Genomic DNA, 6,000 nt, shown 5'->3' with positions numbered 1-6,000 from the left:
GACGCCCTGGAAATCGTTGGTCTGCGTGACACCACCACCACCACCTGCACCGGTGTTGAGATGTTCCGCAAGCTGCTGGACGAAGGTCGTGCTGGCGAGAACTGCGGCGTTCTGCTGCGTGGTACCAAGCGTGACGACGTTGAGCGTGGCCAGGTTCTGGTCAAGCCAGGTTCGGTCAAGCCGCACACCAAGTTCACCGCAGAAGTCTACGTCCTGTCGAAGGAAGAAGGCGGCCGTCACACTCCGTTCTTCAAAGGCTACCGTCCTCAGTTCTACTTCCGTACCACTGACGTGACCGGTAACTGCGAACTGCCGGAAGGCGTTGAAATGGTAATGCCAGGTGACAACATCCAGATGACTGTCACCCTGATCAAGACCATCGCAATGGAAGACGGTCTGCGTTTCGCCATCCGTGAAGGCGGTCGTACCGTCGGCGCCGGCGTCGTAGCCAAAATCATCGAGTAATCACTCGACCGATTGAAAAAGCCCCCGCTCAGCGGGGGCTTTTTTTATTGGGTTGACACTAAATTGGGGCGTCTATAGAATCACGCCTCCTTTTAGCGGGCGTAGTGCGTCCGTTGGGAACAGCCTGGAGTCTGAAATCCAATGCAAAATCAGCAAATCCGTATCAGGTTGAAGGCTTTCGACCATCGCCTGATCGACCAATCCACCCAGGAAATCGTGGAAACCGCGAAACGTACTGGTGCACAAGTGCGTGGTCCAATTCCACTGCCTACCCGCAAAGAGCGTTTCACCGTTCTGGTCTCCCCGCACGTCAACAAAGACGCGCGTGACCAGTACGAGATTCGCACTCATAAGCGTGTTCTGGACATCGTCCAGCCAACGGATAAAACCGTTGACGCGCTGATGAAGCTCGATCTGGCGGCCGGCGTGGAAGTACAGATCAGCCTCGGCTAAGACTTCGGTCTGGTCGTGTAACGCTCTGAAATGGGCGGCCATAGCGGGTGAAAGCCCCGTACACTCATGAGGTTTACAACATGACTATTGGTGTAGTCGGTCGGAAAGCGGGCATGACCCGTATTTTCACCGAAGAAGGTGTCTCCATTCCGGTCACGGTCATCGAGATCGAGCCGAATCGCGTCACCCAGTTCAAAACCGAAGAAACTGATGGCTACCGTGCAGTGCAAGTCACTGTCGGCGAGCGTCGTGCTTCGCGTGTGACCGCCGCTCAGGCAGGCCACTTTGCCAAGGCCAACGTTGCCGCTGGTCGCGGTGTCTGGGAGTTCCGTCTTGAAGAAGGCGATTTCCAGGCTGGCGATCTGATCAAAGCTGAACTCTTCACTGCAGGCCAGCTGGTAGACGTAACCGGTCAGTCCAAAGGTAAAGGCTTCGCCGGTACCATCAAGCGCTGGAACTTCCGTGGTCAAGATAACACCCACGGTAACTCCGTATCGCACCGTGTCCCTGGCTCCATCGGCCAGTGCCAGACTCCTGGTCGTGTATTCAAGGGCAAGAAAATGTCCGGTCACATGGGCGCTGAGCGCGTGACTGTGCAGTCCCTGGAAGTAGTACGCGTAGACGCTGAACGCAACCTGCTGCTGATCAAGGGTGCCGTTCCAGGCGCTACTGGCGGCGACGTGGTTGTGCGTCCAGCTGTCAAGGCTCGCGGGTAAGGGGAAACTGACATGCAACTTAATGTAAATGACGCTCAGGCGATCGAAGTTTCCGAACTGACTTTCGGTGGCGAATTCAACGAGACGCTGGTACACCAAGCAGTCGTGGCCTACATGGCCGGCGGCCGTCAGGGCACCAAGCAGCAGAAGACCCGTTCTGACGTAGCCGGTGGCGGTAAGCGCCCATGGCGTCAGAAAGGTACTGGCCGTGCTCGTGCCGGTACTACCCGTGGTCCGATCTGGCGTGGCGGTGGTGTAACTTTCGCAGCTCGTCCTCAAGATCATTCGCAGAAGCTCAACAAGAAGATGTACCGCGCAGCCCTGCGCTCCATCCTCGCCGAGCTGGTGCGTAGCGACCGTCTGGTCGTGGTTCAGGACTTCGCTGTTGAAGCACCGAAAACCAAAGATCTGCTGAACAAGCTGAACGGCATGGGTCTGAGCGACGTACTGATCGTTTCGGACGCTGTTGATCAGAACCTGTACCTGGCTGCTCGTAACCTGCCGCACGTCGACGTACGTGACGTTCAAGGTTCCGACCCGGTCAGTCTGATCGCATACGAGAAAGTGTTGATCACTGTCTCGGCCGTGAAGAAATTCGAGGAGCTGCTGGGATGAACCAGGAACGCGTATTCAAAGTCCTCCTTGGCCCGCACGTTTCCGAGAAGGCTACCGTTCTGGCTGAGAAAAAAGGCCAGTTCGTATTCAAGGTTGCTACCGATGCAACCAAGCTGGAAATCAAGAAAGCTGTCGAAGGCCTGTTCAACGTAAAAGTTGAAAACGTGTCGACCGTTAACGTTCTGGGTAAAACCAAGCGTACCGCACGTGGTCTGGGCAAGCGTAATGACTGGAAGAAGGCGATCGTCTCCCTTCAGCCAGGCCAAGATCTCGATTTCAGCAGCAGTGCTGAGTAAGGAAGGGGTGCATCATGGCAATCGTTAAATGCAAACCGACTTCCCCTGGCCGCCGTTTCGTGGTCAAGGTGGTCAACAAGGAGCTGCACAAAGGCGCTCCTCACGCACCGCTGATCGAGAAGAAATCGAAGTCTGGTGGTCGTAACAACAATGGCCGCATCACCACGCGTCACGTGGGTGGTGGTCATAAGCAGCACTACCGTCTGGTCGACTTCCGTCGCAACGACAAAGATGGCATCCCAGCCACTGTCGAGCGTATCGAATACGATCCAAACCGTACTGCTCACATCGCCCTGCTGTGCTACGCAGACGGTGAGCGTCGCTACATCATCGCCCCTAAAGGCGTGAGCGCTGGTGACCAGCTGATCGCAGGTGCCCTGGCCCCAATCAAGGCCGGTAACTCACTGCAACTGCGCAACATTCCAGTAGGTAGCACCATTCACGGCATCGAACTGAAGCCGGGTAAAGGTGCTCAGATCGCTCGTTCCGCTGGTGCTTCGGCTCAGCTGATCGCTCGCGAAGGTGTCTACGTGACCCTGCGTCTGCGCTCTGGTGAAATGCGTAAAGTCCTGGCTGAGTGCCGTGCGACCCTGGGCGAAGTCTCGAACTCCGAGCACAGCCTGCGTTCGCTGGGTAAAGCTGGTGCCAAACGCTGGCGCGGCGTTCGCCCAACCGTTCGTGGTGTTGCCATGAACCCGGTTGACCACCCGCATGGTGGTGGTGAAGGTCGTACCTCCGGTGGTCGTCATCCGGTATCGCCATGGGGCTTCCCAACCAAGGGTGCTAAAACCCGTGGTAATAAGCGTACCGACAACATGATCGTCCGTCGTCGCAAGTAACTAGAGGGATACGACAGTGCCACGTTCTCTGAAAAAAGGTCCTTTTATCGATCTTCACCTGTTGAAGAAGGTCGAAGTGGCGGTGGAGAAGAACGATCGCAAGCCAGTTAAAACCTGGTCGCGCCGTTCGATGATCCTGCCACAAATGGTCGGTCTGACCATCGCGGTACACAACGGTCGCCAACACGTCCCAGTTCTCGTGAACGAAGACATGGTCGGCCACAAACTGGGCGAGTTCGCCGGTACCCGCACCTACCGCGGGCACGTGGCTGACAAGAAAGCCAAGCGTTAAGGGGTAAGGAAATGGAAGTAGCCGCTAAGTTGTCGGGCGCTCGCATCTCCGCCCAGAAAGCCCGCTTGGTCGCCGACCAGATCCGCGGGAAGAAGGTGGGCGAAGCGCTCAACCTGTTGGCCTTCAGCAGCAAAAAAGCCGCTGAAATCATGAAGAAAGTCCTCGAGTCGGCCGTTGCCAACGCCGAACACAACGAAGGCGCAGACGTTGATGACCTGAAGGTCTCCACCGTCTTCGTCAACGAAGGGCGTTCGCTGAAGCGCATCATGCCACGTGCCAAAGGCCGTGCTGATCGCATCGTCAAGCGGTCTTGCCATATCACTGTCAAGGTTGCGGACAAGTAACGGAGTCGATCAGATGGGTCAGAAAGTACATCCCACTGGCATTCGCCTGGGAATCGTCAAGGAGCACACCTCCGTCTGGTACGCAGACGGCGCGACTTACGCAGATTACCTGCTGAAGGATCTGCAAACTCGCGAGTACCTCCAAGACAAACTAAAAAGCGCGTCCGTTAGCCGTATCGATATCCATCGCCCGGCTCAAACTGCACGCATCACCATCCACACCGCTCGTCCCGGTATCGTTATCGGCAAGAAAGGTGAAGATGTTGAGAAGCTGCGTCAGGACCTGACCAAGCAGATGGGTGTGCCTGTGCACATCAACATCGAAGAGATCCGCAAGCCGGAACTCGACGCCATGCTGGTTGCTCAGAGCGTAGCCCAGCAGCTGGAGCGCCGCGTAATGTTCCGTCGCGCCATGAAGCGCGCCGTGCAGAACGCCATGCGTATTGGTGCCAAGGGCATCAAGATCCAGGTGAGCGGTCGTCTCGGCGGTGCCGAGATCGCACGTACCGAGTGGTATCGCGAAGGTCGTGTGCCCCTGCACACCCTGCGTGCCGATATCGACTACAACACCTACGAAGCTCACACCACTTACGGTGTGATCGGTGTGAAGGTTTGGATCTTCAAAGGCGAAGTTATTGGTGGTCGCCAGGAAGAGCTGAAGCCGCAAGCACCAGCGCCTCGTAAAAAAGCTGCTAAGTAAGGGGTACGCCAAATGTTGCAACCAAAGCGTACAAAATTCCGCAAGCAGATGACCGGCCACAACCGTGGTCTGGCACTGCGCGGTAGCAAGGTCAGCTTCGGCGAGTTCGCTCTGAAAGCTGTCGCCCGCGGTCGTCTCACCGCTCGCCAGATCGAGTCGGCACGTCGTGCCCTGACCCGTCACGTTAAGCGTGGCGGCAAGATCTGGATCCGTGTGTTCCCGGACAAGCCGGTTACCAAGAAGCCTCTCGAAGTGCGGATGGGTAAAGGTAAGGGTTCCGTGGAATACTGGGTTGCCCAGATTCAGCCAGGCAAAGTCCTGTACGAGATCGAGGGTGTTTCTGAAGAGCTGGCGCGCGAAGCTTTCGCCCTGGCTGCTGCAAAGCTGCCACTCGCCACCTCCTTTGTTAAGCGGACGGTGATGTGATGAAAGCGAATGAACTTCGTGAAAAATCCGCACAGCAACTGAATGAGCAACTGCTCGGCTTGCTGCGCGACCAGTTCAATCTGCGCATGCAGAAAGCAACTGGCCAGTTGGGGCAGTCGCACCTGCTCTCGCAAGTTAAGCGTGACATCGCTCGCGTGAAAACTGTGCTCAACCAGCAGGCAGGTAAGTGATCATGGCTGAAGCTGAAAAAACCGTCCGTACGCTGACTGGCCGTGTCGTCAGCGACAAAATGGACAAGACCATCACCGTTCTGATCGAGCGTCGCGTAAAGCACCCGATCTACGGTAAATACGTTAAGCGTTCGACTAAGCTGCACGCGCACGACGAAGCCAACCAGTGCAAGATCGGCGACAAGGTTTCCATCCGTGAAACCCGTCCGCTGGCCAAGACCAAGTCCTGGGCACTGGTTGAAGTCCTCGAACGCGCTGTTGAAGTCTAAGGGCTAGGGGTCGGAGAAATTTTATGATTCAGACTCAATCCATGCTCGATGTGGCCGATAACAGCGGCGCTCGTCGCGTCATGTGCATCAAGGTGCTCGGCGGTTCCCACCGTCGTTACGCCGGTATCGGTGACATCATCAAAGTTACCGTCAAGGAAGCAATTCCTCGCGGTAAGGTCAAAAAAGGCCAGGTGATGACCGCTGTTGTCGTCCGTACCCGTCACGGTGTACGTCGCGCTGACGGTTCCATCATTCGTTTCGACGGCAACGCTGCTGTTCTGCTGAACACCAAGCAAGAGCCGATCGGTACTCGCATCTTCGGGCCAGTGACCCGTGAACTTCGTACCGAGAAGTTCATGAAGATCGTTTCGCTCGCCCCTGAAGTGCTCTAAGG

Annotated in this window: 13 protein-coding genes; all 13 read left to right on the top strand. The window is 56.5% G+C overall.

The genetic code is table 11. From position 1 onward, the window contains the following. Positions 1–465: EF-Tu C-terminal domain-related protein (locus BMY03_RS22760; protein ID WP_027614254.1), on the top strand; the 465-nt coding region annotated here is incomplete at its 5' end. A gap of 141 nt (positions 466–606) precedes the next feature. Continuing rightward, the gene (rpsJ, locus tag BMY03_RS22755) at positions 607–918 is read left to right on the top strand and encodes a 30S ribosomal protein S10 (protein ID WP_003186070.1); all 312 of its coding nucleotides are present in this window, start codon (positions 607–609) and stop codon (positions 916–918) included. An 80-nt stretch (positions 919–998) separates the two neighbouring features. Beyond that, positions 999–1,634, top strand: a complete 636-nt coding sequence (gene rplC / locus BMY03_RS22750; RefSeq protein ID WP_011531887.1) for a 50S ribosomal protein L3 — start codon at positions 999–1,001, stop codon at positions 1,632–1,634. A gap of 12 nt (positions 1,635–1,646) precedes the next feature. Beyond that, on the top strand, positions 1,647–2,249 hold the full coding sequence (gene rplD / locus BMY03_RS22745; protein WP_003255485.1) for a 50S ribosomal protein L4: 603 nt from the start codon (positions 1,647–1,649) through the stop codon (positions 2,247–2,249). Further along, positions 2,246–2,545, top strand: a complete 300-nt coding sequence (gene rplW / locus BMY03_RS22740; RefSeq protein WP_003255484.1) for a 50S ribosomal protein L23 — start codon at positions 2,246–2,248, stop codon at positions 2,543–2,545. Before rplD ends, rplW begins: the two co-directional genes overlap by 4 nt. A gap of 14 nt (positions 2,546–2,559) precedes the next feature. Continuing rightward, positions 2,560–3,384 (top strand): 50S ribosomal protein L2, encoded by an 825-nt coding sequence (rplB, locus tag BMY03_RS22735; RefSeq protein ID WP_003255483.1) that lies wholly within the window; start codon positions 2,560–2,562, stop codon positions 3,382–3,384. 16 nt (positions 3,385–3,400) lie between these two features. Beyond that, entirely contained in the window at positions 3,401–3,676 is a 276-nt protein-coding gene (gene rpsS / locus BMY03_RS22730; RefSeq protein WP_003255482.1) for a 30S ribosomal protein S19, read from the top strand. 11 nt (positions 3,677–3,687) lie between these two features. After that, a complete protein-coding gene (rplV, locus tag BMY03_RS22725) occupies positions 3,688–4,020 on the top strand; it encodes a 50S ribosomal protein L22 (protein WP_003103908.1) in 333 nt (110 codons plus the stop codon). Positions 4,021–4,033: 13 nt separating this feature from the next. Continuing rightward, on the top strand, positions 4,034–4,720 hold the full coding sequence (gene rpsC, locus BMY03_RS22720; protein ID WP_011531889.1) for a 30S ribosomal protein S3: 687 nt from the start codon (positions 4,034–4,036) through the stop codon (positions 4,718–4,720). 12 nt (positions 4,721–4,732) lie between these two features. Continuing rightward, positions 4,733–5,146 carry a 50S ribosomal protein L16 gene (gene rplP, locus BMY03_RS22715; protein WP_009397508.1) on the top strand — a complete coding sequence of 138 codons (414 nt, stop codon included), beginning with the start codon at positions 4,733–4,735 and terminating at the stop codon, positions 5,144–5,146. Next, complete coding sequence (gene rpmC, locus BMY03_RS22710; protein ID WP_002555481.1) at positions 5,146–5,337, top strand: 50S ribosomal protein L29; 192 nt, start codon at positions 5,146–5,148, stop codon at positions 5,335–5,337. The genes rplP and rpmC overlap by 1 nt, the downstream gene beginning before the upstream one ends. A 2-nt stretch (positions 5,338–5,339) precedes the next feature. Then, positions 5,340–5,606, top strand: coding sequence for a 30S ribosomal protein S17 (gene rpsQ / locus BMY03_RS22705; RefSeq protein ID WP_003255478.1), 267 nt, complete (start codon positions 5,340–5,342; stop codon positions 5,604–5,606). 23 nt (positions 5,607–5,629) lie between these two features. After that, positions 5,630–5,998 (top strand): 50S ribosomal protein L14, encoded by a 369-nt coding sequence (gene rplN / locus BMY03_RS22700; protein ID WP_008089810.1) that lies wholly within the window; start codon positions 5,630–5,632, stop codon positions 5,996–5,998. The last annotated feature ends 2 nt before the right edge of the window (positions 5,999–6,000 follow it).

The sequence above is a fragment of the Pseudomonas soli genome (genome assembly GCF_900110655.1).
Lineage (GTDB): Bacteria > Pseudomonadota > Gammaproteobacteria > Pseudomonadales > Pseudomonadaceae > Aquipseudomonas > Aquipseudomonas soli.
This window is presented reverse-complemented; position numbering and strand designations above follow the sequence as displayed.